At 54.4% G+C, this 24,697-nt stretch carries 26 protein-coding genes; 12 read left to right on the top strand and 14 right to left on the bottom strand.

Annotated features, from left to right (window positions below; genetic code table 11):
- Positions 1–47: 47 nt before the first annotated feature.
- Positions 48–365, top strand: coding sequence for a pyrimidine/purine nucleoside phosphorylase (gene ppnP / locus ET33_RS00345; protein ID WP_036675099.1), 318 nt, complete (start codon positions 48–50; stop codon positions 363–365).
- A 76-nt stretch (positions 366–441) separates the two neighbouring features.
- Here the strand turns inward: ppnP and ET33_RS00340 are convergent, their stop codons facing one another.
- On the bottom strand, positions 442–1,713 hold the full coding sequence (locus ET33_RS00340) for an NAD(P)-binding domain-containing protein (protein ID WP_036675097.1): 1,272 nt from the start codon (positions 1,711–1,713) through the stop codon (positions 442–444).
- Positions 1,714–1,922: 209 nt separating this feature from the next.
- Between ET33_RS00340 and ET33_RS00335 the strand changes: the two genes are divergently transcribed.
- The 3 genes from ET33_RS00335 to ET33_RS00325 all read left to right on the top strand — a co-directional run bounded on the left by ET33_RS00335 (position 1,923) and on the right by ET33_RS00325 (position 4,675).
- Positions 1,923–3,278, top strand: a complete 1,356-nt coding sequence (locus ET33_RS00335) for a glucose-6-phosphate isomerase (RefSeq protein WP_036675096.1) — start codon at positions 1,923–1,925, stop codon at positions 3,276–3,278.
- A 117-nt stretch (positions 3,279–3,395) separates the two neighbouring features.
- On the top strand, positions 3,396–4,034 hold the full coding sequence (locus ET33_RS00330) for a YigZ family protein (RefSeq protein WP_036675094.1): 639 nt from the start codon (positions 3,396–3,398) through the stop codon (positions 4,032–4,034).
- A 53-nt stretch (positions 4,035–4,087) separates the two neighbouring features.
- The gene (locus tag ET33_RS00325; protein WP_036675092.1) at positions 4,088–4,675 is read left to right on the top strand and encodes a TetR/AcrR family transcriptional regulator; all 588 of its coding nucleotides are present in this window, start codon (positions 4,088–4,090) and stop codon (positions 4,673–4,675) included.
- Positions 4,676–4,753: 78 nt separating this feature from the next.
- On the opposite strand, the gene ET33_RS00320 is transcribed toward ET33_RS00325, so the two are convergent.
- Positions 4,754–5,155, bottom strand: a complete 402-nt coding sequence (locus ET33_RS00320) for a secondary thiamine-phosphate synthase enzyme YjbQ (RefSeq protein WP_010494594.1) — start codon at positions 5,153–5,155, stop codon at positions 4,754–4,756.
- Between the two features lie 125 nt (positions 5,156–5,280).
- Between ET33_RS00320 and ET33_RS00315 the strand changes: the two genes are divergently transcribed.
- Together ET33_RS00315 and ET33_RS00310 are read left to right on the top strand one after the other, a co-directional pair.
- The gene (locus ET33_RS00315) at positions 5,281–5,505 is read left to right on the top strand and encodes a DUF1128 domain-containing protein (protein WP_025849503.1); all 225 of its coding nucleotides are present in this window, start codon (positions 5,281–5,283) and stop codon (positions 5,503–5,505) included.
- 171 nt (positions 5,506–5,676) lie between these two features.
- Positions 5,677–5,961, top strand: a complete 285-nt coding sequence (locus ET33_RS00310; RefSeq protein WP_036675088.1) for a hypothetical protein — start codon at positions 5,677–5,679, stop codon at positions 5,959–5,961.
- An 86-nt stretch (positions 5,962–6,047) separates the two neighbouring features.
- Here ET33_RS00310 and cydS read toward each other — a convergent pair whose 3' ends face one another.
- From cydS to ET33_RS00300, 3 genes are read right to left on the bottom strand one after another with little or no spacing between them, the layout of a single operon-like run.
- The gene (gene cydS, locus ET33_RS40545; RefSeq protein ID WP_010494598.1) at positions 6,048–6,152 is read right to left on the bottom strand and encodes a cytochrome bd oxidase small subunit CydS; all 105 of its coding nucleotides are present in this window, start codon (positions 6,150–6,152) and stop codon (positions 6,048–6,050) included.
- Positions 6,153–6,159: 7 nt separating this feature from the next.
- Positions 6,160–7,179 carry a cytochrome d ubiquinol oxidase subunit II gene (locus tag ET33_RS00305; RefSeq protein WP_036675086.1) on the bottom strand — a complete coding sequence of 340 codons (1,020 nt, stop codon included), beginning with the start codon at positions 7,177–7,179 and terminating at the stop codon, positions 6,160–6,162.
- Positions 7,176–8,522, bottom strand: a complete 1,347-nt coding sequence (locus ET33_RS00300) for a cytochrome ubiquinol oxidase subunit I (RefSeq protein WP_036675084.1) — start codon at positions 8,520–8,522, stop codon at positions 7,176–7,178. The genes ET33_RS00305 and ET33_RS00300 overlap by 4 nt, the downstream gene beginning before the upstream one ends.
- A 399-nt stretch (positions 8,523–8,921) precedes the next feature.
- Between ET33_RS00300 and ET33_RS00295 the strand changes: the two genes are divergently transcribed.
- On the top strand, positions 8,922–10,535 hold the full coding sequence (locus ET33_RS00295) for a sensor domain-containing diguanylate cyclase (protein ID WP_081890139.1): 1,614 nt from the start codon (positions 8,922–8,924) through the stop codon (positions 10,533–10,535).
- Positions 10,536–10,593: 58 nt separating this feature from the next.
- On the opposite strand, the gene ET33_RS00290 is transcribed toward ET33_RS00295, so the two are convergent.
- Positions 10,594–11,157, bottom strand: coding sequence for a GNAT family N-acetyltransferase (locus ET33_RS00290; protein ID WP_036675081.1), 564 nt, complete (start codon positions 11,155–11,157; stop codon positions 10,594–10,596).
- A gap of 33 nt (positions 11,158–11,190) precedes the next feature.
- Positions 11,191–12,162, bottom strand: a complete 972-nt coding sequence (gene msrA, locus ET33_RS00285) for a peptide-methionine (S)-S-oxide reductase MsrA (protein WP_036675078.1) — start codon at positions 12,160–12,162, stop codon at positions 11,191–11,193.
- A 38-nt stretch (positions 12,163–12,200) separates the two neighbouring features.
- On the opposite strand from msrA, the gene ET33_RS38835 reads away from it, so the two are divergent.
- Positions 12,201–12,407 carry a hypothetical protein gene (locus tag ET33_RS38835; RefSeq protein WP_036675077.1) on the top strand — a complete coding sequence of 69 codons (207 nt, stop codon included), beginning with the start codon at positions 12,201–12,203 and terminating at the stop codon, positions 12,405–12,407.
- Between the two features lie 9 nt (positions 12,408–12,416).
- Here ET33_RS38835 and ET33_RS00275 read toward each other — a convergent pair whose 3' ends face one another.
- Complete coding sequence (locus tag ET33_RS00275; protein WP_036675076.1) at positions 12,417–12,977, bottom strand: methylated-DNA--[protein]-cysteine S-methyltransferase; 561 nt, start codon at positions 12,975–12,977, stop codon at positions 12,417–12,419.
- Positions 12,978–12,980: 3 nt separating this feature from the next.
- On the bottom strand, positions 12,981–14,036 hold the full coding sequence (locus ET33_RS00270; RefSeq protein ID WP_235206604.1) for an LLM class oxidoreductase: 1,056 nt from the start codon (positions 14,034–14,036) through the stop codon (positions 12,981–12,983).
- A 211-nt stretch (positions 14,037–14,247) separates the two neighbouring features.
- Here ET33_RS00270 and pdxR point away from each other — a divergent pair, with 211 nt between their 5' ends.
- Positions 14,248–15,717, top strand: a complete 1,470-nt coding sequence (gene pdxR / locus ET33_RS00265) for a MocR-like pyridoxine biosynthesis transcription factor PdxR (RefSeq protein ID WP_051774989.1) — start codon at positions 14,248–14,250, stop codon at positions 15,715–15,717.
- Positions 15,718–15,891: 174 nt separating this feature from the next.
- On the opposite strand, the gene ET33_RS39575 is transcribed toward pdxR, so the two are convergent.
- The 4 genes from ET33_RS39575 to ET33_RS00245 form a co-directional block, all read right to left on the bottom strand.
- Positions 15,892–16,134 carry a hypothetical protein gene (locus ET33_RS39575; RefSeq protein WP_036675074.1) on the bottom strand — a complete coding sequence of 81 codons (243 nt, stop codon included), beginning with the start codon at positions 16,132–16,134 and terminating at the stop codon, positions 15,892–15,894.
- A 49-nt stretch (positions 16,135–16,183) separates the two neighbouring features.
- Entirely contained in the window at positions 16,184–17,485 is a 1,302-nt protein-coding gene (gene rpoN / locus ET33_RS00255; protein WP_036675073.1) for an RNA polymerase factor sigma-54, read from the bottom strand.
- 92 nt (positions 17,486–17,577) lie between these two features.
- Positions 17,578–17,811, bottom strand: coding sequence for a DUF2179 domain-containing protein (locus tag ET33_RS00250; protein ID WP_235206603.1), 234 nt, complete (start codon positions 17,809–17,811; stop codon positions 17,578–17,580).
- A gap of 154 nt (positions 17,812–17,965) precedes the next feature.
- The gene (locus ET33_RS00245) at positions 17,966–18,997 is read right to left on the bottom strand and encodes a DUF418 domain-containing protein (RefSeq protein ID WP_407668062.1); all 1,032 of its coding nucleotides are present in this window, start codon (positions 18,995–18,997) and stop codon (positions 17,966–17,968) included.
- A 125-nt stretch (positions 18,998–19,122) separates the two neighbouring features.
- Here ET33_RS00245 and ET33_RS00240 point away from each other — a divergent pair, with 125 nt between their 5' ends.
- From ET33_RS00240 to ET33_RS00230, 3 genes are read left to right on the top strand one after another with little or no spacing between them, the layout of a single operon-like run.
- Positions 19,123–19,839 (top strand): response regulator transcription factor, encoded by a 717-nt coding sequence (locus ET33_RS00240; protein ID WP_036675071.1) that lies wholly within the window; start codon positions 19,123–19,125, stop codon positions 19,837–19,839.
- Positions 19,836–21,587 (top strand): sensor histidine kinase, encoded by a 1,752-nt coding sequence (locus tag ET33_RS00235; RefSeq protein WP_036675070.1) that lies wholly within the window; start codon positions 19,836–19,838, stop codon positions 21,585–21,587. Before ET33_RS00240 ends, ET33_RS00235 begins: the two co-directional genes overlap by 4 nt.
- Positions 21,588–21,608: 21 nt before the next feature.
- Positions 21,609–22,574 carry a DMT family transporter gene (locus ET33_RS00230; RefSeq protein ID WP_036675067.1) on the top strand — a complete coding sequence of 322 codons (966 nt, stop codon included), beginning with the start codon at positions 21,609–21,611 and terminating at the stop codon, positions 22,572–22,574.
- Positions 22,575–22,634: 60 nt separating this feature from the next.
- Here ET33_RS00230 and ET33_RS00225 read toward each other — a convergent pair whose 3' ends face one another.
- Entirely contained in the window at positions 22,635–24,683 is a 2,049-nt protein-coding gene (locus tag ET33_RS00225) for a methyl-accepting chemotaxis protein (protein ID WP_235206602.1), read from the bottom strand.
- Positions 24,684–24,697 lie beyond the last annotated feature (14 nt).

Genomic DNA, 24,697 nt, shown 5'->3' with positions numbered 1-24,697 from the left:
ACGCACCGTCCGCGGTTGGTTCAGATAAGAAAGAGGGAAACCGGTCCATGTCGCAATTTGAGAACGTAACCGCGGTGAAGAAAGCGAACATCTATTTCGACGGCAAAGTGACCAGCCGCACGGTGATTTTTGCGGACGGAACGAAAAAAACGCTCGGCATCATGCTGCCCGGTGAGTATGAGTTTGGTACGGATTCGAAGGAAATTATGGAGATTCAAGCGGGGGAGCTGAAGGTACTGCTGCCCGGCGCCAGCGAGTGGCTGGAAATTAACGGAACAGGCGAATTTACGGTGCCCGCAGGCGCCAAGTTCAAGCTGGACGTCCGCACGGTTACAGACTACTGCTGCTCTTACATTAGCGAATAACGGAAAGAAAACCCCGCACACCCGATCCGGTATAACGAACCAGATAGGCCGATGCGGGGTTTTTGCAAAAACGGAATCAGGATTGCGAAGCTTGTTCTTGCTCTTCCGAGCGGACGCGGATGTATTCCTCCAGCTTGAGCCGCACGTACGGCGGCAGTCCCGACAGCATGCAGCCGTAGCGGAACAGCCCGTTGTCCGGATCGATGCGGATGATGCGCGCCGTGATCGGCGGCAGGTCCGCTTCCTTCGGAAAGTGAAGCACGATGAACATATCGCGGGCGAGCGGGAACGACGAGACGAGGCGGATGCCGCTCTCCGACAGGTCGATCAGCGTACCTTCGATCAGCTGCCCGGAGAAGGAGCCTTCCTGCTCCCATTGGTAAACGGATAAATGCAGCTTGATGTCGAGCTGAATGCGCGCGTTGCGGCGGCGTTCGGTCGTAGCTTCGGCAGACTTGTCCCGGCTCCTGACCTGCATGTGCATCCAATCCTCATAGCATTGGATGACCGAGCACAGATCGTCTTCTCCGAGGCCTTTGGCAAGGCCCATCTGGAACAGCCCTGTAGCCGTGCGAAGCATCGGCGAAGGCATCTGGAACCCGTCGGCCACGTCTCCGGCGAGTTGCAAGTCTTTCAGCATCAGCTTGGTCGAGAACTGGTTGCTGAAATCGCGGCTTACGATCTTGGAGCCTTTCAGCTCGGCTTGTCTGCTGTTCGCGCCGCCGGCAAGGACGATGCTCAAGAAGCTTTCCGGGTCGAGGCCGGCTTTGGTTACCATGGACAAGCCTTCCATCAGCCCGAGCGCATTGATGCCGACCATCGTATTATGCGCAAGCTTCGCATAGGAGCCGGAGCCGCTTGGCCCCATGTAGACGATTTTGCTGCCCATCGCTTCGAAGACGTCGCGCTGCGCGTCCAGCGTCTCTTCCTGCCCGCCGACCATGAAGACGAGCGTGCCGTTCTCGGCCGCAGGCTTGCTGCCGGTGACCGGCGCATCCAGGAAATCGACCAGATGCGATGCCAGCTCGTCGTAAATTTTGCGGCTCGTCGCGGGGGAGACCGTGCTGCAATCGATCACGGTTTGTCCGGGACGCAGGCTGTGAGCCAGTCCGTTCTCGCCGAACAAGCTGTCCAGAACGACTTGATCGTTGCTCAGCATCGTGACGATGACGTCCGCTTCTTTAGCGGCTTCAGCGGGGCTTGCTGCCTGTGCGGCACCGAGGGCGACAAGCTCCTGCGCTTTGTCCGCCGTCCGGTTGTAAACGTTCACGCGAAAACCTTTTTGGATCAAATTGGCAGCCATAGGTTTGCCCATGGTGCCAAGTCCGATAAACCCGACAGTTTTCATGTTTTTCCATCACCTCTTGATTGTATTTTAACATTTTGCCAGTAGGCTGTGAATTGTTCTCTTGCGTTTCGGCTAGAAAGTAAAGTATTCTATACACTATAGGGATTTAATGTGTTACCGTACGACCAAGGCTTCGATTCGAAGCAAGGACAAGTCTTACCCGCATGTCACAGAGAAAAAAACGAATCGGACGGGAGGATGTATTTGGAATGGGAGCTAAACTTCGTTTTGATTACAGCAAGGCCGTTGGTTTCATTCAGCAGCACGAGGTGGATTACTTGGCGGGTGCCGTAGCCGCCGCGCATAACCAATTGCACGACAAAACCGGCGCCGGGAACGATTATCTCGGTTGGATCGATCTCCCGGTCAATTACGATAAAGAAGAGTTCGCCCGCATCCAGCAGGCGGCCAAGCGCATTCAATCGAATTCCGACGCGCTAGTCGTCATCGGCATCGGGGGTTCCTATCTGGGAGCCAGAGCGGCGATCGAGATGCTGTCCCACAGCTTCTACAATCTGCTGCCGAAGGATAAGCGCAAGACGCCGGAAATTTACTTCGTCGGCCAGAACATCAGCTCCACCTACGTGACGCATTTGCTGCAACTGCTCGAAGGCAAGGACATTTCCGTCAACGTCATCTCCAAATCCGGCACGACGACGGAGCCTGCCATCGCTTTCCGGATTTTCCGCGAGCTGCTTGAGCGCAAATACGGCAAAGAAGGGGCGCGCGAGCGCATCTATGCGACGACGGACCAAGCGAAAGGCGCGCTGAAAAAGCTGGCGACCGAGGAAGGCTACGAAACGTTCGTCATCCCGGACGATGTGGGCGGCCGCTATTCCGTGCTAACCGCCGTCGGCCTGCTGCCGATCGCCACCGCCGGCGTGGATATCGAAGCGATGATGCAAGGCGCCGCGGACGCGCGTGAGATATACTCCAATCCGAACCTGAAGGAGAACGAAGCGTACCAATACGCTGCGGTTCGCAATGCGCTGTACCGTAAGGGCAAAACGACGGAAATTCTCGTGAACTACGAGCCGTCGCTGCACTACGTCTCCGAATGGTGGAAGCAACTGTACGGCGAGAGCGAAGGCAAGGATAACAAAGGCATTTACCCGTCTTCGGTCGATTTTTCCACGGATTTACATTCCATGGGTCAATTCATTCAGGAAGGCTCGCGCAACTTGTTTGAGACCGTCATTCAAGTCGAGCAGGTGTCGGAGCAAATCACCATCGGCACCGATCCGCAAGATCTGGACGGCTTGAACTTCCTGAGCGGACAAACGATGGATTTCGTCAATAAAAAGGCGTTCGAGGGCACCATGCTTGCTCATACGGACGGCGGAGTGCCGAACCTGATCGTCACGCTGCCCGATCTGTCGCCATATACATTCGGTTACATGGTTTATTTCTTTGAAAAAGCCTGCGGCATCAGCGGTTACCTGCTGGGCGTCAACCCGTTCGACCAACCGGGCGTGGAGGCATATAAGAAAAACATGTTCGCACTGCTCGGCAAACCGGGCTACGAGAAAGAAAAGGCTGCGCTCGAGGCCAGATTGTCGAAGTAACTCGCAGCGCGCGGAAAAAGCGGTTCATCCCCCGGGATGGCTGCTTTTTTTGCAGGCATCCCGGACGCCGGATGTTCCAGAGGCTACGGCCTGATAAGGAGGCGTCAGGAAACGTCCATGTTAACGCGGTACAGAACGGTTAAGCGATTCGGCTCGGCGGAAATCGTTATTAAGAAATCCCGGTTTATCGGGTTTGCGAAGCCGGTCGAGACCGAGGAAGAAGCCGTTGCATTCATTGAGAGCATCAAGAAGGAGCATTGGTCCGCCACGCACAACTGCTCGGCTTACATGATCGGAGAACGCGATGAGATTCAGAAAGCGTCCGACGACGGGGAGCCGAGCGGGACGGCGGGGAAGCCGATCCTCGAAGTGATTAAAAATCAAGGTCTGAAAAACGTCGTCGTCGTCGTGACCCGTTATTTCGGCGGCATTATGCTAGGGGCGGGCGGCTTGATTCGCGCCTATACCGACGGGGCGGTCACCGGGCTTGCCGCAGCGGAGCAGGTGTATAAGGTGCTCCACCGGGAAGTGTTGGTGGAGGTCGATTATACGTGGCTCGGCAAGGTAGAGAACGAGCTGCGGAACCGCGGTATGATGATGGGCGAGACCGTTTTCACCGATAAGGTGACGCTGAGCTGCTTGCCTTTAGTTGAGGAAGCGGATACATTTGCCGCATGGATGACGGATTTGACCCAGGGTCAAGGAACGATCATCCACGGAGAAGAACGTTACGTAGAGCATGCCGAGCTTCCGTGAAGCGGAAGCCGGCGGCTTTTAGTATAAATCACGCATAGAAATGAGGGAGGCACTTGGCAAGAAAAGCAGTTGCACAAGAACTAAGCCGGATGCGCATTTTGGAAGAAGCGCGGCAGCTTTTTATCGAACACGGTTATCATGCTTTAACCATGCGAAGCATCGCAAAGTCGATGGGTTACAGCCACGGAGCATTGTATTACCACTTCAGCGAAAAAGCAGAGCTGTTCTATGCGCTGGTCAACGAGGATTTCAAAATGCTGCTGGAGCGCCAAAAAGACATGCTGAACCGGTCCCGTCTAGGGGATATCGGACAGCTGGAGAAGCTGATGCATGAGTTCATCCGCTTCGGGCTGGACAATCCGCATCATTACGAGATTATGTTCATGATCAAAGATCCGGAACTGCTGCGGTACTCCCGGGAAGAGCAATCGCAATGCCTCGATCTGTTTGCCGCGGTCGTCCGGTCTGTTGTCTCCCGTCTGCCGGGGAACGAGAAGAAAATGTACAGCTTGCCCTGGAGCTTGTTTATGTCTATGCACGGCTTCATCTCGTATAACATTCATTACAACCAAGCGTATCAGGATGTTCGAAAGCTGGCAGAGCAGCACGTCAAATATTTGTGCGAAGGACTGCAGGGGTAACACGTTACCGAATAGGTAAATTTTTTTCACCCTTATGCTTCATTACACTAATGCGTTATCGCTTCCTCGCTTTATTCTTTACCCCCGTATGAATTTTACAAGGCAAGAGCGCTCGCGGGGCCCGTCAAATTCGCAGAAATAAATGCCCTGCCAGCGGCCCAGCACCAATCGTGAGCCGGCTACAAGCACGGTTTGGGAGGAGCCCGTCGTTATCGCCTTCAAATGCGAGGCGGTGTTCCCCTCGGCATGACGGTACTTCGGATGCGTCCAAGGGTATACTTCATCGAGTCGCATCAGCACGTCGTGACGGACATCGGGGTCCGCATTTTCTTGAATGGTGATGCCGGCCGTCGTATGGGGACAATAAATGACGGCAAGTCCCTCTTCCAGTTGTTCCTGCTTCAGCAGATCGTGTATCAGACGGGTAATTTCGATCATTTCGTCGCGCTGCTTCGTATGCAGATGGAGCGTGTGAATCATGACAAAACCTCCTTCGGTTGTTGTTCGGCATGCAGGTCCGTCACCATTATATTACACCGGGCATGCCCCTACAAAACATGGTACAATGGAAGGGAGAACGAAAGGCGCACGAAAGGGTGACCCCGGTGAATTTAACGACGAACACGTTTGAAAACACGGAATTTATGATTGAAGAAATTAAGAAAAAGCTGCGGATGGCTTCCGGCGCCGCGCTGAAGGCTTCCCAGCTCAATGACGAGCAGTACGAAGAGCTGCGCGACATTTATGAGATGGTCGCTGGGAAGAATCAATTCAGCATCAGCGAAATCGAAGCGATTACAACGGAACTTGGCCGTCTGCGCCGAGGCTGACCGGAGCGGCGGCATCTGGCATCTGCAAATGTCGGGACAGGACGATGGCACATCTTGCTTGGACGGCGGGGCATTTATACAAGCAGCCCCGGTTTCCATCCCGTAGTATATAGCGTTCTACTCAATCCATTAGGGCCACGGCCCGACGCTATTATTCGGAGGTGTGCGCATATGCCAAATGCAGTCAGCAAGCAGGATGTCGCCAAACTGGTAGGCAAACAGATTTATGCGTTTAAGAAAGACGGAACGGTCGTAGAAGGTAAGCTGGTGCGTATTAAAGGTAATCAATTGATGGTTTCCACCCGCAATGGCAAGCAGGTGAAAACGTCTGCGGTTCTTCCGCTCGTTCTGTTCGATCTTCTCGCCATCGGAACGTCTCCATTCGCCTTCGGCGGATTTAGCCCGTTCGGGTTTGGCGGCTTCAGCCCGTTTGGGTTTGGCGGAGGTTTCTTTTAAGACGTACGCAGAAGATGCCGGTCCATGTGAAAAATCCCGTTCTGTGCGGTTATCCGCTGCAGGACGGGATTTTTTGCTTCCGGGAGTTATTTAAACCCTTTGTCTTGAGCTTTGCCGCTCCAGATGAACATGAACGCAAGCGAGGCCGCCACAATAAGGGGCGGGAGGTACATGATCATGAAATGCTCCATGAAATCTTCATCCTTTCTTCTGACCTTGAACGTAGCCGACATCGAACAGGAACAGCCGCAGCAGCAGCCACATGGACGGGATCAGCACGAGCAAGCCGGCGATAAAAGCGATGACGAGCGTAAGAGCCATCGTTTCGTTCGTGAAGCCGCCGTAGATGTTAATGTACGGGTATAACACATAAGGCAGATGCGCCGCTCCATACCCGTAGAAAGCGAAAGCAAATTGCAGCATGACCAGGACGAACGCCCATCCGTAATTTCGGCGCTTCCAGATGAAATAGACGGCGATCAGGAAACATAGGAATGAGGCGACAAACATCCAGTACAGGTCGAGCATGTTCTCAAAATGCCGCGGATTCTGGGTTCGGATGCCTAGGAACACCAGAAAGCTCGACAGGATGGTCGGACTACTCCAGAGCAGGGCGTAGCCGCGCACGACTTCCAGCGCATTCCCGTCTCTTGCTTTCGCCGCGTAGTATGTCAGGAACATCGCGGAGATGTACAGCACGCTGACGATGGCCAGCAGCACGACGCTCCACGAATAGGGACTTGCGAGCAGCTTAGGCCATAGAAACAGCACTTCGCCGCCGCGCTCTTCAATGAAGCCGCCTTCCGAGATGGTCAGCACCGTCGAGAGCGAAGCGGGGATCAGCAGCCCCGTCGCTCCGTACAGCAGCATGTAACCGCGGTTTTCTTTGCTGCCGTAGGTGCTGAACGCATAGTACGAGCCGCGCAGGGCGAGCAGAATGACCGCCACGCTGCCCGGGATCAGCAGCGCCGTGCCGTAGTAATACGCCGTGTGCGGGAAGAAGCCGACAATTCCGACGACGAAGAAGATCAGGAAAACGTTCGTGACTTCCCACACCGGGGACAGGTAGCGTTGAATAATCTTATGAATTTTATTTTGTTGCCCGGTGATGACGCTGTAGTAGCTGAAAAATCCTGCGCCGAAATCGATGGAAGCAACGATGAGATAGCCGTACAGAAACGTCCACAGGACGGTAATGCCGAGCAGCTCGTAGCTCATGGACGGCGGCCTCCTTTCTCGATGCCGAGCGTGATCATTTCCTCGAAGACGTCATGCTTGCGGAACAGCTTGCCGAGCACGCGTACGACCGTGAAGCCGAGCAGGAGATACAGGAAACAGAACAAGACGAGCATCATATCGACATGGTCCGACGTGGTGGCTGCATCGGCTACTTTCATGAAGCCGCGCAGGATCCAAGGCTGCCGGCCAAGCTCCGCGAAAAACCAGCCGACCTCGATGGTCAGCATCGCGAGCGGGCCCGCGACGACAATCATACGCAGCAGCCAGCGCGGCGCTTCCAAGGTTCGGCTGAGTCGACGCCGGAACAAGTACAGAAGGCCGACGAGCACCAGAAACATGCCGCTGGCGATTTTGAAATTGAACAGGTAGTGAATCACGAGCGGCGGCCATTCGTCCTTCGGAAAATCATTTAGGCCGATGACTTTGCCTCCCGGGTCGTTATGCGCAAGCACGCTGAGCATATACGGAATGGAGATGCCGTATTTGACTTCGTTGTTTTCGTCCAAGGCTCCGCCAAGAATGAGCGGCGCGTGCGTCTCCGTCTCGAAATGCCACTCGGCCGCAGCAAGCTTCTCCGGCTGATACTTGGCCAGAAACTTGCCGGACAAGTCGCCGATCGCTGCGGTGCTGACCGCAAACACGAATGCGGCTGTCATCGTCAGCTTCAGCGCTTTTTTGTGATAGACGTGATCTTTGCCGCGCAGCAGCTGCCAGGCGGCAATAGCGGCCAGAATCAAGGCACACGTCGTGTAAGACGAAGCGAGCACGTGAGATACTTTCGTCGGCGTCGCCGGGTTGAACATCGCAACCAGCGGCTGCAGATTCTTGATGACGCCGTTCTCCAAGGTAAATCCACGCGGCGTATTCATAAACGCGTTCAGCGTCGTGATGAAGAAGGCGGAAGCGGACGACCCGATCACGATCGGGATCATCAGCAGCAGGTGGGTCGTCTTCTTTTTGAACCGGTCCCACGTATACAGGTAGATGCCGAGGAAAATCGCTTCGATAAAAAAGGCGAACGTCTCCAGAAACAGCGGCAGCGCAATCGCCTGCCCGGCGATCTTCATAAAGCTTGGCCACAGCAGACTGAGCTGGAGGCCGATGGCGGTCCCCGTGACGACGCCTACGGCGACCGTGATGACGAAGCCGCGCGTCCAGCGGCGGGCCAGCAGCAAGTAGTGCGGATCGTTCGTCCGGATGCCGCGCCATTCGGCGAGCGCGATCATGACCGGAACGCCGACGCCGATCGTAGCGAAGATGATGTGGAATGACAGCGTCAGTTCGGTTAGCATTCGGCTGAAAAATACCGGATCGTATTGCATAAGAGGTCATCTCCTTCAGGCGTAGCCGGGTTGATTTAAGCGAACAATCTCCTGAGAAAAGCAAGCAGCATGACGAACCCGACGATGAACATAAGGATCATCAGACGCTTTTCATGCTTTTTGTAAGGCTCCAATGGATCATCACCTCTCCCAAGAAAAATAAACAATAGGTTTCTTGGTTCAATCTTACCCCACTACATGTGATTTTTTTCACACAATTATGGTGAACTGTTGAAGAAAGTATGGCAACTTGATGAAGGAAGAGGTGGAAATGTGGCGGGGCAAATGGGAGGGCGGAGGGCAATCTCCGACATCGATTGGCGGCGTGGATTCTTTTTTGTTTAGGTCGGCAGACGAAAAGGATTATAGCGAATCGTGTCGAATTATGGGGGAAGTTACTTGGAAATTGAGGAGGCGAATGCCATTTCCGGGCTGTGCGGGATTGACGTTACGAAGAAGAAGAAGATCAGTCTTGCTACGCTTTTAACAGGGCTAGTTTCCCTTTCCGTGGCGCTTACTTTGACGATTCTGCTTCTAGCGTCCTATCATTCCAATAAGCAATCGTTATTCGAAACGAGATTCGCCTTGAACCATTCGGCTGCGACCAAAATGAGTCAGTCCATCGATTCCTTATTCAAATCGATGCGGGCCGGATTGAAATACACCGGCGCCTATATTTCGGTAAACCATCTATCGAACGAGCAAGAGCTGCAAAAGCAGCTTGAATTGCTGCGCCTCAGCGGCAACTTTTTCAACTCCATCGCCGTCGTGGATGAAACGGGTCTCGTCCGCAGCGTAGCTCCGTCTTCCGTCGGCATGGTGGGACAGCACATCTCCACGGAAGCTGCCAAAGAAGCGCTGGCATCAAGAAAGCCCTACATATCCAAGCCTTATACCTCGTCAACCGGACGACGCATCGTTTTTATGAGCGAGCCGCTGTACGACAAAGACGGAGTATATCGGGGATTTATCGGGGGCAGTCTTTATTTGCAGGAAAACAATATTTTGAATATGATGTTTGGCAAGCATAACATCGATGGCGACGGATCGTACTTTTACATCGTGAGCTCCAGCGGTCATTTATTGTACCATCCGGACAAATCCCGGATTGGGGCCGATAACAGTACAAATCCCGTTGTACAAAAGGTACTTCGGGGCGAAAGCGGGTATGAGCAGGTGACCAACTCCCGAGGAATTACCTTTTTGGCCGGTTATTCTCCCGTCTCGGAAAACGGCTGGGGCGTCATCGTGCAATCTCCCATCAGCGTCGTATACGAGGAATTGGACAATTATATCCGAACAATTCTTTTCTATACTCTGGCTCCGTTTGTTGTATTGATGATCACCGCCATTTGGCTTGCCCGGCGGTTGGCCCGTCCCTTTGTATCCCTGGCCAACCTGGCCGGTAAATTGGGGAGAGGCGAAAAAATCGTTCTTCCGGACATCAAGCATCACTGGAACCGGGAAGCCGACTTATTAACCCAGACGATTACGCTTGCGTTAAGCGATTTGCAGAAACAGACCGATCAATTGACGCATGCCGCCATGACCGATTCTTTAACGGGGTTAACGAACCGAAGAACGTTTGAATCCATCATGTCGCAATGGACGGAAAAGCAGCAGCCTTTCGCCCTTATCGTGATGGATATCGACCGATTCAAGTCGATCAACGATACCTATGGTCATCAGGCGGGCGACGAAGTATTGAAGCACTTGGCCCGCATCGTCACTTCGTCTGTACGGTCCAATGACGTATGCTGCCGCTACGGCGGAGAAGAATTCGTCGTGCTTCTGCCGTTTACCACCGCGTCGGATGCATGGATCACGGCGGAACGGGTGCGCTCAGGCTTTGAAACATGGGAGAATCCCTTTGGCATCCCGCTGACGGTCTCATTGGGTATCGCTCATTATCCATCCCACGCCGAATCCGCCGAAATGCTGTTTCAACGGGCCGACCATGCTTTGTACCAAGCCAAGGAAGCGGGGAAGAACAGAACGATCGTGGCCGATTAGAAAACGGAGCGCTCCCACGGTTCGAATCGTGGAGGCGCTCCGTTTTTCTCAAAAGCGTTCATCGGCTGCCGTCCGGGCTCTGTGGGTTCCATTCGTCGGCAAGCAGGCTATATACAGCCAAATCGATGTAACGGTCATACAGCTTCTGTGCGCCGCGGGCGACGCCTTCCTGCGTAAAGCCGAGCCGCTCGGGAATGGCGCGGCTTCTGATATTCTCGGTTCCCGCCATGATCTCGACCCGGTGCAGCATCAGTTCCCCGAACGCGTAATCGATCATCGCGCGGCAGGCACGGGTCATGATCCCCCGGCCCTGAGCGGAGGCAGCCAGCCAATAGCCGATGGCCGCCTTGCGGTTCATCCAGTTGAGCGAATGATGGTCGATCACGCCGCACAGCTTTCCCTCCGCAAGAATGCCTGCGGTCATTCCTTCGCCCTTGGCCCACTTGTGCCGGGCGGATTCGATGAATCCGCGGCTGTCCTCTTCTGTCTGCGTCATGTCGATCCAAGGCATCCATTCCCGCAGATAGGCGCGGTTGTCGTCCGTCAGCCGGAACAGCTCCCCGGCATCCCCCGGTTCAAGCAGCTTCAGTTCCAATTGCGAATCAATGCGGTATTTAAACATGGTCCCGGCTCCTCTCCGCGGCCTTTGGAGGGGTTATTTTTCCTGCTCGAATAAAGACAGGAACGATCCGTAGCCTTCCTTCTCCAGATCGGCCTTCGGAATAAAGCGGAGCGCCGCGGAGTTGATGCAGTAGCGCAATCCGCCTTGATCTTTGGGGCCGTCGGGAAAAACATGGCCCAGGTGCGAGTCGGCTTTGCGGCTGCGGACCTCCGTACGGATCATGCCGTGGGTGTAGTCGGGCTTTTCCTGTACAAGGGGCGGTACGACGGGCTTCGTGAAGCTCGGCCAGCCGCAGCCGGAGTCGAACTTGTCTAGGGAGCTGAACAGCGGCTCGCCCGAGACGATATCGACGTAGAGCCCCTCTTCCTTATGATCCCAGAATTCGTTGCGGAACGGAGGCTCGGTGCCGTTCATTTGCGTCACTTCCCACTGCATCGGCGTCAGCTTGTCTTTCAGCTTCACTTTGTCGGCCGGCGTATTCCAATGGCGCTTGATGAAATCGTCTCGTCCCGATGCCTTGCGGTACGAGTTGTAGCGCAGCGGATTGGTTTTATAGAAATCCTGATGGTAGTCCTCCGCAGGGTAGAAGACGGAGGCGGGAAGGATCGGCGTCGCGACCGGACGGTCGAAGCGGCCGCTGGCGTCAAGCTCCCGCTTGGACGCTTCCGCTTTCTGCTTCTGCTCCTCCGTATGGTAGAAGATGGCCGTTTGGTAAGACTCCCCCCGGTCGTGGAACTGTCCGCCCGCGTCTGTCGGGTCAATCTGCTGCCAGAACAGCTGAAGCAAATCTTCGTAAGGGAAAACGGCCGGCTCGAACGTAATTTGCACGGCTTCCAAATGTCCGGTCGTTTCGGAGCATACTTCCTGATACGTCGGGTTTTCCTTATGACCGCCGGTATACCCGGATACGATCTTAACGATACCGGGCAGCTCGTCGAACGGCTTGACCATGCACCAGAAGCAGCCGCCGGCAAACGTGGCCAGCTCGGTCGGTTGTTGACTCATCGGATTCACCTCTTCGATAAAGTTGGGGAGTTAGGGTAATGTCCCTTCGTATATACCATTATACTGCACGCGGGCAAGGGGACCAAATCAATGGGGGAGGTGGAGGCGGTGCCGCCCATATCGGGCGTCAGCGCCGCACGTTCGACCATCACCTGCTCCACGGCTCGCAGCACGGCTTTGCCCCAACGCTCCTGTGCATGAACCAGTATCAACTGACAACTACTTTGCTTGACAGCATTTCGTAAACCCTATTATCAAAAGTTAAAGCGAACATGCCCCTTAGCTGAGTATTCAATATAACCTTCCAGTTGAAGAAGCGTTTCCTTCATCTTCAAGCCGCCGCTGTAACCGGTTAAGCTACCATTCTTCCCAATCACTCGATGACATGGAATGATAATCGGCATCGGATTCGCCCCGTTGGCGGTGCCCACGGCACGGATGGCTTGGGGACGATCGATGATTGCAGCAATATCCGCATAACTGCAGCTATGTCCGTAGGGGATCGTCATTAATGCTCGCCAGACGGAAACTTGGAAGCTTGTTCCCTGCAAATCAAGCGGGAGCTCAAATGAGGTCAGATTTCGCTCGCAATAAGCCTGCAACTGTTCCAAATAAGGCTTAAGCTTCTCCCGATCTTCCACAAGAATCGCATTTCGGAATTTCCTGTCGACCCATTGCTGCAAATTCAGATGGGTATCCTCAGGCAAGGAGATGCAGCATAACCCCCGTTCGGTCGCTGCAACATGCAGCGGGCGTTCGTGGAGTACCGAATGAACAAACGTTGACCAGTAAACTGCCGTTGTGATTGTGCTCATTTCCTACCACCTGGATAACCAAGGATTTGGACGATCATGCGTAGGAAAGAGCGGCAGCACATATTCAGCAAGCTCTTGAATCACTTCGGCAGGGGGGCGGCTTGTAAACTGGATACCTAACGCGGCATGATTAACGCCGGCAGTTTGCCACTCCTCCAGCAGCTGAATCAGACCGTTCCGCCCCGTACGCAAAATAAACCCGCCTCGTAGCGGCGTTCGCGGGTAATCGGCATCTTCCACCAGGTCAATCCACTCATTGGTCATATGCGGTTTGAACACCCCGCCAGGTATTCTGGCCCGCCAGGCGCTTATCTTTTGTGCCAGCAGCCTCGGACCGGAGGAGTCTGCTGTCGCCTCAGGGTAAGTGAGCCAACCGTCGCTATACTCCGCGATCCAGTCGAGAGATTGGCGACTTGCTCCGGTCACAATAAGCGGAATGTCGCCAGTTACAGGCTTGGGCAACAGTTCAACTCCTGCAAGCTGTCCAAGCGAGGAATGTATGGATGGCCGTTGATGCCGAACAAGGTTACGGAAGAACGCAACCGTCTCCCGGAAGCGTACATCTCGCTCGTCAGCATCAATTCCATACGCTGGAAACTCGACAAGACGGTCTCCTGAAGCAATCCCCATGACAAGGCGTCCGCCAGACAATACATCAATCGATGAGGCCGATTTTGCCAAGTCGATGGGGTGGCGAAGCGTGAAAATGGCGCTGCCTGTTGCCAGAGAAACGTTATGGGTCCTTGCAGCCAGATAGGCAAGATAGGTGAAGGGATCGAAAACTTGTCCGGCATCGCGAAATCCGGGGTCAAACAGCGGCACATCCCTCACCCACACAGCCGCGAAGTTTCGCTGATCGATCATTTCTACGATGTCAGCCTGACCTTTCAGATCGTCCATACGGCCTACATAAAATTTTAAAGGCAGGAATATGCCAATCGTCAATTGATCCGGAGCAAACATACGACGAAAACCAGGGTGTTCCGCGATATGTTCCGGTTTCGATGCAGTCGGCTGGCGATTCTCTATTTGTTCATGATATCCCGGATTTTTTTCCAATTTCTTCTCCTCCTATGCAGTACGTAATCCAGTTCTCTGGCTTTATCATTCCTATCTTTCCTATGCAAAGTCATGTATCGCGCGCAGTGGATCGATAGTGATATAATTGTAATCACTCAACTGCCCCCTGTGGTAGTGACAAATCCTAATAGATTTTTGGGGTCAGATTGTATGCAAATTTATCATGGTTTGGATTCGTAGGAGGAACGGCATGATTGATATCATGATGATGCTGGACGACAAGTCCGATAAACCGTTATACGCTCAGCTTTATCAACATATTAAGAAGGAAATTGTGAACGGCAAGATCGCCGCAAATACACGATTGCCTTCGATCCGGGCGCTCTCATCCCATCTCCATATTAGCCGTAATACTGTGGAGTTAGCCTATCACCAATTGATTGCAGAAGGCTATGTTCAAAGCAAGCCAAGAAGCGGATTATTCGTCATAGAACTAGAACTGGAAAAGCTGCCTACGCTTTCTCCAAGCAAAGGACCGACCTTGGAAATAAGCAAGCAGGAAGAGACTCCTATGCGTTACGATTTCCGTTATGGCAATGTGGATGCAGCGAATTTCCCGCTTACTACCTGGCGCAAGCTCTCTATTCAAAGTTTGCAGCCGGAACATGCGGCGTTATTTTCTTATGGCGATCCTCAAGGGGAACCTGAGCTTCGTTATGAAATTGCCAAGTATTTGTACGATTCAAGAGGGGTGAATTGCTCCCCTGAGCAAATCATTATCGGGGCGGGTATCCAGTATTTGCTGGGTCTGCTGTGTGGGTTACTACGTATCGTTGCGGGGAATGCTCTCGGAATGGAGGAGCCGGGCTATGACGGAGTCCGAGCCATATTTCATCATCATGGTTTCGACGTACATCCAATTGAGCTGGAAAAGAACGGGCTTAGCCTAAAACAGCTCTACGCCAGCGAATCCAGAATCGTTTATATTACCCCGTCTCATCAATTCCCTTACGGTATGGTTATGCCGCTTGCCAAAAGAATGCAATTATTGACATGGGCGAACGATAAGAACGGCATCATTATTGAGGATGATTATGACAGCGAATTTCGGTATGTCGGCAAACCGATTCCTTCCTTGCAAAGTTTGGATACGAATCATCGTACAGTCTATCTGGGTACTTTCTCCAAAAGTCTTCTTCCATCTCTACGCATAGCTTATATGGTGCTTCCTCCAGCCTTGCTGGAGCTTCATCATAAGCAGGACTACCGACTCGTTGATCATACCGTATCCATGATTCATCAACATACATTGGCGTTGTTTATGAGCAAGGGGCATTGGGATGCTCATATTCGTAAAATGCGCAATGTGTACCACAAAAAACAAACCGCGTTAATTGGAGCCATTCGGCAGTTGATGGGTGAACAGACATCAGTTATCGGGCAGGCTGCCGGTCTGCACATTTTATTGCGTGTACATAACGGCATGAATGAGCAGGAACTGATTCATACCGCCGCCGAAGAAGGAGTCCGCGTGTACGCCGTATCCCCTTTTTGGGCACAGCGAGCCAAGGCTGAGACGTCGATGGTGCAAATCGGCTTCGGCGGGTTGACGATAGAGGAGATTGTCATGGGAGTCCAGGCTCTGCAGCATGCTTGGTTTGGTACAACGCCCCACGATGCAGGAAGCAAATCGATCTCAAAAAACTCGTCTGATTCTTGAGCCCCCTTCGAGGCATCCAACGCCGACGTTTATGTAGATTAGAGAACTGAAATTGTATGGGAGGGCGGAAGCCCTCTTTATTACTATTTCAGTCCCCCTTGCATCAAACCGGACGTGAGGTTTTCCTCATCCGGCTTTCCGATGTTCTTCTTTCTTCCGTGTTACGGAACTTACTTAAATAACGAACGACAAACTCCCGGAGCACGTCAGCGTCGTCCGATCCTCCGAGATATTCATCAGCTCGTCCAGTACGACAAGCTCCGTCTCCGTATCGATATTCGACGACTTGCCGGAGCACATGCTCCAGCATACGAAGGCCAGAACGCCGTCCGCTTCGCTGCCTGCGGCGCTGGACGATGCGCTGGCGGAGGTCGAAAAGCAGCTCGTCGCTGCCGCGTACCAGAAACTGGGGAGCACGCGCAGAGTGGCCGAGCATTTGCAGATCAGCCAAACGAAGGCCGCTAAGTTATGCCTGCGTCCGCAGTCGGGAGGACAAGAGATGCATCTCCTCCCGGTATTTCATCACCGTCCGCCGCGAAATCCGAATGCCTTCCTGCACGAGCAGGTCGGTAATCTTCTGGTCGGACAACGGGCTCCGTTTATCCTCCTGCTCGATCAGCAGCTTGATCTTCGCCTTGACGCTTGCGGCCGATGCCGCGTCACCTTCCTCCGTCTGCAACCTCGCCGAGAAAAAATAGCTCAGCTCGAAAAATCCCTGCGGTGTCTGCACGACCTTATGCTGCACGGCGCGGCTCACCGTGGATTCGTGAAGCTCCAGTTTTTCCGCTACCGCCTTCAGGTTCATTGGCTTCAGCCGGTCGATGCCTTCTGTGAAGAATGCCGCCTGCTCCGAGACGATGCATTCAATGACGCGGTAGAGCGTCCGTTTCCGCTGCTCCACGCTGCGGATCAGCCACTGGGCGGATTGTTCGTGCTGGCGCAAGTAGCTTTTCGTATCTTTACACATGCTGTCGGCAAGCATCTGCCGATAGGACGTGTTCAGCGAGAGACGCGGCAAATGGGCCTCGCTCATTCGAATCACGAGCTGCCCCCGCACGCATTCAATGTAAGCGTCCGGTTCGACATAGGTGGCCTGCGTACTGCCGTACAGCAGGCCCGGCCGGGGATGCAGGCTGCGGATATAAGCAAGCGCTTGCATGACGTCGTCCAGCGGAATGCCGAGCTTATCCGCAATGGTCTTGTGCCGTCCGGCGCCGAGATCGGCTAGGTGGCGGCTAACGAGCGGCTCCGCCCAAGGATGCGCGCCGGGGTCTCTGCGAATTTGCAGCAGCAGGCACTCCTGCAAATTTTGCGCGCCGATGCCTGCCGGGGCAGCGTCTTGCAGCCTGTAAAGCGCTTCCATAACCTCGGCGGCGGAGACGCTGAATACTTCGCCCGCTTCTTCCGGCGAGATCATGACATAACCGTTTTCGTTCAAATTGCCTGCCAAATAACATGCGATCCGGTGCGTCGGCTCGGGCAGCCCGATCAGGCGAAGCTCGCCGAGCAACATTTGCTCCAGCGTCGGAGCCTTCCCGCCGATGTTGTTCAGCGCATGGTCCTGCCGCGCCGTAGCGGACCCGGCGGTCCGGCTTCGCGACGGGGGGAGCCACTCGATGTCGAGGACCGGATTTTCCACCGCTTGCTCCTGCAAATATTCCGATAATTCCGTGGCAGACAGCTGCAACAGTTGAATGGATTGTCTAAGCTGCGGTGTCAAATGAACCTTCAACGTCTGCACCTGGGTCAAAGAGGGACGCAATGACATTCGGATCACCCGCTTCATAAATAATTCGTATGTGTGATCTATTATACAGCACCTGCGGGTGAAAGTTTTATCGTATTTTTTCCCTTTTTGCTTTATTCGAGTTTTTTGGCCCAATACCCACTGGAAAATTGCATCGGCTCATAAGAAAACAGGAACGCCTTCGGATCAAGCTCAAGGATCGTCCGCCGCAGTGCGCCGTATTCTTTACGTTTGGCGACGATCAGATATAGGCTGCGCATGCCCTGCGCCCCTTCGCCCGCCCAGACAGTGACGCCGTAGCCCTTGGCCCTCAGCGGCGGCGCCAAATCGCGGCCGTATTCCGACACGACCTGCTGCGATGGAGGGGACCGTTTATTAGTTTATCCAAAGGATGCTTGTAACATGGGTTAACGTGGAAGAGAGCGCTGCGGTGAGGCGAAAAAATAAAAAGATGGGCCTGCCCCAATGCGGCGGGGTGCCCATCTTTTCTCGTGTTCAGATCTAGGAAGATACGGTCTGCTGCTGTATGCGCGGCTTCGGCTTCCCGGCGAAGGAGAAATACGTCCACATGCGCAGCAGCCGCTCCATCGGCCCGAAGGAAAACCGTTTCACGTACCAAGCGCTCGCGAAAAGCTGCATCACATAAATGGCAACCGCCAATCCGCAGCCGATCGCGACGCCGAGCTTGCCGAACAGTCCGAGACTGTATCCGTAAAAAATCGACGTGCAGATCGCCGACTGCATCAAATAGTTCGTCATCGAGAGCTTGCCGACCGCTTCGAATCGCCGCAGCCAAGGCGACTTCTTCACAGCCGAGCAGAGCAGGGCAAAGCCGAAAATGTAACCAAGCGCCAGGATGCTGCCGCCAAGCATCTCGCCAATTCCCGCCCAGCCGTGCTGAGGAAACAGGGGCTTCAGCGATTTCAGCAGCAGTCCCGCCGGCAGGAAAATCAGCATCCCCCTCAAATAAGCGCTCCGCTCGCCGACCGGGTCGATGAACCACTGCTTCTTCGCCGCGTACATCCCGAACAGAAACATCGGCCCGGTAAACAACGGCGCAAGCCCCAGCAGACCGAACAGACACAGCAGAATCGTTCCCCAGATCAGCAGCGTCTTCGCTTTCCGGTTCATAAATATCAGCAGAAAAAAGCCCATCATTCCGTAAAAAGCCAAAATGTCGCCTTCCCACAAATACGTAGAGTGCAGCAAGCCGAGGCCGAGCAGCATCAGAAACCGGCGGACGAGATGCCTCCCGGCTTTCAGGCTCCTCGCTTCCATGCTCTCCTTCATTTTGATCATGCCGAATCCGAACAGAAACGTAAAAATCGGCATGAAGCTCCCCTCGACGAAAATTTTGACGAGCTTATGCACGACGGTATCCGCCGGGGACAACGCGAAGAACTGCAACTCATCCTTCCCCCAGATTCCGTACTGGAAGATAAGCATATTGGCCATTAAAATACCAAGCAAGCTGAACCCCCGCAGCCCATCAATGACGTGCAGTCTGTTATTCCCTTCAAGCAACGATATCACCTCGAATCGAGTATAGCACCGCCGGTAAAGTCCTGCGAAAGCTATCCTTAACGTTTGCTTAACGCCTGCGCGGAAGTTTAGCCGGAATTAAGGTGCCTCTGGTACAATAAGGATGGGGGGATACGATGCTGAATCCAAAAATTTTAATTATAGACGACGAAAGCTCGATCATTCATTTGATCCAGATGGTGCTGCAAAAAGAAGGCTTCCGCCATATTTACACGGCGGGAACGGCGCAGGAGGGGCTGCGGCTGCTGGAGCGGCACGGAGCGGACATTATTGTGCTGGACGTCATGCTGCCAGATCAGACCGGGTTCGAATTATGTCCGAAAATCAGGCAGATGTCCGATGCGCATATTATTTTTTTGACCGCCCGAACGTCGGATCTGGACGTGCTGACGGGCTTCGCGACCGGGGGCGACGATTATGTGACCAAGCCGTTCAATCCGCTCGAAATTGCGGCCCGGATTAAGGCCAGGCTGCGCCGGAACAAGCCTGGGTCTTCGCCGCGGGAGACGGAGGACGCCCGAAGCCGCTACGACTTCGGGCGGTTCGTGCTTGACGAGCAGGCAGGGGAGCTGACGGTGGGTGGGGAGACGGTTTCCTGTCCTGCGCAGGCTTATCAGCTGCTGCTGTATCTGTGCAAGCATCCGAATATTGTATTCTCCAAAGCGCAGCTGTACGAAGCCGTATGGGGCATCGACGGTATGGGCGACGACAATACGGTGATGGTCCATATTCGCAAAATCCGCGAGCGAATCGAGTCCGATCCGGGCGACCCCAAGCATCTTGTAACTGTTCGCGGGCTCGGCTACAAGCTGCTCAAGGAGCAGGACCGATGAGTAAGGTGAGGCGAAGGCTTGCCGCGCACTTTACCGTGCAGTTTTTTTTCTTGTGGATGTTCGTGCTGGTTACCCTGATTGTCGTTCTGCTGCTGGTCATCCGATACTTGACCAACCAGGATTTGAAAAAGACGTTTCCCATCGGGGCTCTGGATACCATCGTTACGGAAACGATCGAGAACGGGGGAAGCGTGACGATTGCTTCGCACTGGACCGATCAGCTTACAGAGCGGGGCTACTGGCTGCAGATCGTGGACGCGGACGGTAAGGTCGTCTGCGCCGTCAATGCCCCGAACCGGCTTCAATCGTCGTACACGGCCGCCGAGCTGCTGCAAATCGAGGAGAACGGGCGCTTCGATTCGTTCCGTGTCGGAACGAAGTTTAGCGGCGCGGGAAGCGCGCCGCTTCTGTATATGCTCGGGACGGAGGACCGTGGGCCCGCGAAGCTGGAAGCGTGGATTCGCGCCTATGGAGAAGCGGGACGGGTCCGGCAGGATGCGCTCCCGGAGCTGACGCAGCAACTGGCGTCCGAGAACGCTTATGTGCAGATCATCGACGCTTCCGGCGTTATTATGCAATCGGTCGGCGATTCGGCGCGCAAGGAGCCTTACCGGCCGCTCGAGCTGATCGCGATGCGGGCGGAACCGGGCCTTTACCCGTCTGATATGTCGTTTTATTACGACTCCTCCTCCGGGTATACGTGGATTTTGCATAAAGCCAAGGCAGGTCCGCCTTTTGCCAGTCAGCCGATTCTGCATGAAGTTATTCTGACGCTCGTCATCACGGGAGGCGTGGTGCTGCTGCTGACCTTCGTCTTCTCGGTGTGGCACGGCTACCGGTACGGACAGCCGCTGCTGCTGTTCGTCGATTGGTTCGAGCGGATGGGACAGGGGCGCTATCAGGAAGCGCTTACGGAGAAAGACCGGAAGAAGGTGTTCCGCAAGAATGGCCGCATTCGTCTGCGCTATCGGCTGTACAAAGAAGTGATCGCGGGTTTCTATGAGATGGCGGCGAGACTGGAAGCTTCGGAGCGGGAACGCAGCCGCTTGGAGAAGACGCGGGAAGAATGGATGACCGGCATTTCCCACGATCTGCGGACGCCGCTCTCCACGATTCAAGGGTACGGACACCTGCTGGAAAGCGGGACGTTTGAGTGGACCGAGCCGGAGCTTCGCGAGATGGGCAAGACGATTCGGGAAAAGGGCGATTACATGGTTGGCCTGCTCCAAGATTTCTCCCTGACGTTTCAGTTGAAAAATAACGCGGTCCAATTCCCGCTCGAGGATGTCGAGCTGAACGAGTTCGTGCGCCGCATCGTTCTCCGGTATGTGAACGACGTGACGATCGGGCACGTATCCTTCTCCTTCGAATGCGAGAAGCAGGTATTGACGGTGAGCGCGAATCCGAAGTGGTTTCAGCGTATGCTGGATAATCTGATTTCCAATGCGGTCAAGCATAACCCGCTGGGGACGCTCATTACCGTTCGTACCGGAAGTGAAGGAGCGGACGCCTGGATTGCAGTGGAAGACAACGGCGCCGGCATGGACGAAGAGACTGTGCGCAATCTGTTCGACAGATACTACCGCGGGACGAATACGGAGGAGAAGACGGACGGTGCGGGGCTCGGTATGAGCATCGCCAAGGCGATTGCGACGGCCCATCAAGGCCGGATCGAGGTACAATCCCGGGTGGGCGAGGGGACGGTCGTCCAGATGCGGCTTCCGCTCGCGGAACGCCCGGAGGCTTGATACGAAGAGGAGGAGAAAGCTATGAAAACCACAGGCTTGCGGCTTGCTTACATGTGCGCCGTGCTGAATGCCGTGATTATCGGATTTTCGTTTCTGTTCACGAAGCAGGCGCTGGAATCGGCCGATCCGCTGGATACGCTCATGTTCCGCTTTCTGCTGTCGGCGGTCGTCATGTCCGTTCCCGTAGCGAGCGGCTGGATCAAGCTCGACTACAGCAATAAACGGATCAAGGACGTCCTGGTGCTGGCGGTATTTTACCCTGTTGCCTTCTTCGCCTTTCAAGCGTTTGGGCTGGTGCACGCCGGTTCTGCCGAAGGCGGCATTCTGTATGCCTTCACGCCGGTCATTACGATGCTGCTGGCCGCTTGGTTTTTGAAGGAGCGGACCAATGCGAAGCAGAAGCTGTCGATTTTTCTATCCGTATTCGGGGTGGTCTTCGTCTTCGTCATGAATGGCAGATCGATCGATGTGAGCAACATGAACGGCTTGCTTCTGCTGTTCCTGTCCTGCGTCGCCTTCGCCGGATACAGCGTTCTGGCCCGCTCGCTGTCAAAGCGGTTCAGCCCTTGGGAGCTGAGCTTCGTTACGACATGGCTCGGCTTCGGCTCGTTCCTGCTGATTTCGCTCGGCAAGCACGGGATGGACGGAACGCTCGGCAAGCTGTTCGAGCCGCTCGGCAGCGGCCGTTTTCTCGTCGCAATTGTATATTTGGGCGTGCTATCCTCGCTGGTGACCTCGCTCTTGTCCAATTATGTGCTGTCCAAGATGGAGGCGTCCAAAATGAGCGTGTTCTCCAATCTCGGGACGGTCGTCTCGATTGCGGCGGGAGCGCTGGTGCTCGGCGAAACGGTAACGGTCTATCATCTCGTCGGCTCGGTCATGATCGTTGCCGGAGTGATCGGGGCGAACCGTTTCGGCAAGAAGCGTCAAGCTCCGGGCCAGCCTGCGGCTTCCGACAAGAGTGGGGAGGACCCGTCTCGCGCATGACGGACGGACGAACAACGACGGCCCTCATCTCCATAAGAGAAACGAGGGCCGCTCTATGTTCTACAACTTAAATTCTTTCACGATGCTTTGCAGATCCTCGGCCATTTTAGCCAGGGATTCCGAAGAGGAAGTTACTTCTTCAATGGAAGCCAATTGCTCCTGCGTGGAAGCCGAAATATTCTGGGTTCCGTCCGCAGACTGTCGAGCCACCTCCGAAATTTCACTCACCAATTCAACGGCTTCTCCGGTGCTGGACTGCATTTGCCGTGCATATTCGGTAACGTTTTGAATCTGGTTGGTTACTTGGTTGATGGACTCCCGGATCAGATCGAACGATTTCCCCGCTTCGTTGACGACTTCGATGCCGAGGCTGACTTCTTTGGTTCCCTGCTCCATGGAACCGACGGCGTTCTGCGTCTCGTTCTGGATCGTAGAGATCAGTTCCCCGATCTGCGCAGCGGATTGGGAAGACTGCTCGGCCAACTGCCGGATCTCATTCGCCACCACGGCGAAGCCGCGTCCATGCTCTCCGGCGCGAGCCGCCTCAATAGCGGCGTTCAACGACAGCAAGTTGGTCTGCGTAGCGATGCCGGAAATGACTTTGGCGATATTTTCGATTTCGGTCGATCTCGCGCCCAAGCTTGAAATATTGGCGGCAATTTCGTTGACCGTCGTATTGATCGATTGCATCTGCTTGGTGACCGTTTGAATGGCCTGGTTTCCTTCCGTGGCTGCCTGCAGCGTGTGCTGGGAAGAATCCGTCACCTGCTGGGCATTTGCCGCCACCTGCTGAACGCCGTTCGCCACTTCCGTGATGGCGTTGACGCTGGCCTCGACGCCTTGCATCTGCCGTTCCGTTCCGTCGGCCATCTGCTCAATGGTTAAGGCAATAAGCTGCGTAGCCTTGCTTGTTTCCCCGGCATTCACCGACAATTGCTCTGCCGAAGCGGCGACCTCTTCCGCCGTCAGCGTGACCTGGGAAACGAAGGTGTGCAGACTCTCCACCATGGTATTGACCGACTGGGCCAATTGTCCCACTTCATCCTGCGTGCGGATTGGCAAAGGCTCGACCTTTAAGTTCCCATCAGCAACCCGCTTGGTAACGGCGGCCATCTCCGCGATCGGTCTCGAAATTTGTCTGCCCAAGAAATAAGCCACCACAACGACCAGAGCAATCACGATCAGCAGGATGATCAAGACGTTCTGTTCGATCTTCGAGGCTTCCGCCGTGATCGTTTTTACCGGCAAATGAAGATACAGGCCGTATCCCGTCTGTGGGATCGTGGAATAGGCGACCATGTAGGTTTTGCCGCCGTCGGTGTAGGTGGTCGAGCCCGCTTGCTTGTTTCCGACTTTCAGGATATCCGCCAGCAGCGGCGAGATGCCAGAGTCGGCTACGCTTTTTCCGACGAGCTCCTTCACGGGATGTAGCTGAATAATTCCGTTGGAGTCGACGACAATCGGATAACCTTCTCCGTCATTGATCATCAGCGGCTTCACGTATTTATCCATAAAACCCTCGAAATTGACAAGTCCGGTAAGCACGCCGATCACTGCATCGTTAGCGTCTTTAACAGGCGTGGCTACAATAATGGAGCGTTTGCCGGTCGTTTTGGCCAGCAATACCTCGGTATACGTCGATTTTCCTTGCAAACCGTTTTTGAAAAACGGTCTTTCCCCCAAATTAACCCCGACGCTGGCTTCGATGGTGTCAGCCGTTACGATTCCGTTAGGAGAAATAAACGTGTTGCCGTCGAAAACTTTAGTGCTTTCCGTAAAGTTTTTGATAAACTTGGTCTTCGCTGCTGCATCGTTCGACCGGATGTCGGTGGTGGAAGCCAATATTTTCACTTCAGCCATACGTTCGGATATGTATTGGTCGATCAGCGTCGCGGTGCTGACCACCAGCTTTTCGTACGATTCGGATTGCTTCTTGATCAATTCCGCCGAGCTCGTCTTGGAAATATAATAGGAAATCGACAGGACCGGCACAAGCGATACGATCAAAAACCAAGCGATCATTTTATTTTTCAGCTTTTTGCTGAACCATCCGGTCAGCCGGCCGAATGGTCCGGCTTGCATCTGCGGTTTAGCGCGTTCCTCCATCATCTCATCCTCGCTTA

The sequence above is a fragment of the Paenibacillus tyrphae genome, assembly GCF_000722545.1.
GTDB classification, from domain to species: Bacteria; Bacillota; Bacilli; order Paenibacillales; family NBRC-103111; genus Paenibacillus_G; species Paenibacillus_G tyrfis.
This window is presented reverse-complemented; position numbering and strand designations above follow the sequence as displayed.

Coding starts and splice junctions, on each gene's coding strand:
- ppnP (WP_036675099.1), top strand. CDS start 48: ATGTCGCAATTTGAGAACGTAACCGCGGTGAAGAAAGCGAACATCTAT.
- ET33_RS00340 (WP_036675097.1), bottom strand. CDS start 1,713: ATGAAAACTGTCGGGTTTATCGGACTTGGCACCATGGGCAAACCTATG.
- ET33_RS00335 (WP_036675096.1), top strand. CDS start 1,923: ATGGGAGCTAAACTTCGTTTTGATTACAGCAAGGCCGTTGGTTTCATT.
- ET33_RS00330 (WP_036675094.1), top strand. CDS start 3,396: ATGTTAACGCGGTACAGAACGGTTAAGCGATTCGGCTCGGCGGAAATC.
- ET33_RS00320 (WP_010494594.1), bottom strand. CDS start 5,155: ATGATTCACACGCTCCATCTGCATACGAAGCAGCGCGACGAAATGATC.
- ET33_RS00310 (WP_036675088.1), top strand. CDS start 5,677: ATGCCAAATGCAGTCAGCAAGCAGGATGTCGCCAAACTGGTAGGCAAA.
- cydS (WP_010494598.1), bottom strand. CDS start 6,152: ATGGAGCATTTCATGATCATGTACCTCCCGCCCCTTATTGTGGCGGCC.
- ET33_RS00305 (WP_036675086.1), bottom strand. CDS start 7,179: ATGAGCTACGAGCTGCTCGGCATTACCGTCCTGTGGACGTTTCTGTAC.
- ET33_RS00300 (WP_036675084.1), bottom strand. CDS start 8,522: ATGCAATACGATCCGGTATTTTTCAGCCGAATGCTAACCGAACTGACG.
- ET33_RS00290 (WP_036675081.1), bottom strand. CDS start 11,157: ATGTTTAAATACCGCATTGATTCGCAATTGGAACTGAAGCTGCTTGAA.
- msrA (WP_036675078.1), bottom strand. CDS start 12,162: ATGAGTCAACAACCGACCGAGCTGGCCACGTTTGCCGGCGGCTGCTTC.
- ET33_RS38835 (WP_036675077.1), top strand. CDS start 12,201: ATGTCCCTTCGTATATACCATTATACTGCACGCGGGCAAGGGGACCAA.
- ET33_RS00275 (WP_036675076.1), bottom strand. CDS start 12,977: ATGAGCACAATCACAACGGCAGTTTACTGGTCAACGTTTGTTCATTCG.
- pdxR (WP_051774989.1), top strand. CDS start 14,248: ATGATTGATATCATGATGATGCTGGACGACAAGTCCGATAAACCGTTA.
- rpoN (WP_036675073.1), bottom strand. CDS start 17,485: ATGTCATTGCGTCCCTCTTTGACCCAGGTGCAGACGTTGAAGGTTCAT.
- ET33_RS00240 (WP_036675071.1), top strand. CDS start 19,123: ATGCTGAATCCAAAAATTTTAATTATAGACGACGAAAGCTCGATCATT.
- ET33_RS00235 (WP_036675070.1), top strand. CDS start 19,836: ATGAGTAAGGTGAGGCGAAGGCTTGCCGCGCACTTTACCGTGCAGTTT.
- ET33_RS00230 (WP_036675067.1), top strand. CDS start 21,609: ATGAAAACCACAGGCTTGCGGCTTGCTTACATGTGCGCCGTGCTGAAT.
- ET33_RS00225 (WP_235206602.1), bottom strand. CDS start 24,683: ATGATGGAGGAACGCGCTAAACCGCAGATGCAAGCCGGACCATTCGGC.